The sequence below is a fragment of the Pantoea sp. Acro-807 genome, from assembly GCF_011752675.1.
GTDB lineage: Bacteria > Pseudomonadota > Gammaproteobacteria > Enterobacterales > Enterobacteriaceae > Pantoea > Pantoea eucrina.
Genome location: NZ_VWXE01000016.1, coordinates 1 through 1,261 on the forward strand (window position 1 = coordinate 1; position 1,261 = coordinate 1,261).

At 48.2% G+C, this 1,261-nt stretch carries 1 protein-coding gene; it reads right to left on the minus strand.

The genetic code is table 11. The annotated features are described in order from the left end of the window. The coding region (locus F3J39_RS19000) for a hypothetical protein (RefSeq protein WP_166714581.1) at nt 1-1,261 on the minus strand (1,261 nt) is incomplete at both ends.

Here is a 1,261-nt window from a genome sequence, read left to right on the forward strand (position 1 = left end):
CCTTCCCCTCTTTTTTCCCCCTTCTTTCCTCTCTCCTCTCTCTTCTCCCTCCCTTCTTCTTTTTTCTCCTCCTTTCTCCTCCCTTCCTTCTTTTTCTCTTCCCTCCTCCTTCCCCTCCCTTTCCTTCCCTCCCCTCTCCTCCCTCTTTCCTCTTCCCTCCCCCCCCTTTCTCTTTCTTTTCTTCCCCCTCTTCTCCCTCCGTCCTCTCTTTTCCCTCTTTTTCTCTTCCCTCTTCTCCTTCTTCTCCCTCCTCTTTCGTCCTTTCTCTCCTTTCCTTTCCTCTCTTCCTTCCCCCATCCTTTCCTTCCCTCTCTCCCTCCCCCTTTTCCTTTTTCCTCCTCCTCTCCCCCTCCCTCTTCTTCCTCTTTCTCTTCCTCTCCTTCCTCTTTCCTCTCCCCTTTCCCCCTTACTCTCTCCTTCACTTCTCCTTCTCTCCTTTCTTTCCCTCCTCTTCCTTCCCCTCTTCCTCTTTCTTTTCTTCTTCTCTTTCTTCTCCTCCCCCCTCTTCTTCCTCTTCCCTCCTTCTCTTCCCCTTTCCTCTCCCTTCCTCTCTTCCTTCTCCCCCTTCTCTCTCCTTTTTTTTTTTTCCTCCCTCCCCCTCTCTTCTCTTTTTTCTTCTTCTCCCCCCTTCCCTCTTCTCCTTTTCTTCTCCCTCCCCTCCCCTTCCCCTTTTTCCTCCCTCTTCTTTTCTTCCCCCTTCCTCTTTCCTTTCTTTTTTCCTCTCTTTCTCCCTTTCTTTCCTTCTTCTCTTTCCCTCCCCTCTTTCTCTCCTCCTTCCTCCCTCTCTCTCTCTCCCTCCCTCTTCTCTCTTCTCTCTTCTCTCTCTTCCCTCTTTTTCCCCCCGCCAGTCTTCCCCTCTCTCTCTTCCTTTTCTTCTTTTTCTCTTTTCTTTTTCTCCTCTTTTCTCCTTCTTCTTTTTTCTCTTTCCTTCCTTCCCTTTCCTTTTCTCTTTCCTCTCTTTTTTTCCTTCTTCCTCCTCTCTCTTCCTTTTTCCTTCCCCCTCTTTCCTTCCTTCTCCCTTCTTCCTCTCTTCTTCCTTTCTCCCTCTTTCTTCTTCTTTTTTCCTTCTCTTCCTTTCTTCTTCCCCTTCTCTCCTTCTCCCCCCTTCTCCTCTTCCCTTCTTTTCCTTCCCTCCCTTCCCCTTCTTCTCTTTCTCTCTCTCTCCCCTCTTTTCTTTCTTTCCCTCCTTCTTTCTTTTTTTTTCCTTCCCTCTTCTTCTTTCCTTTTCTTTTTTCCTTTCTTTTCCCTCCTTTTTTCTTCC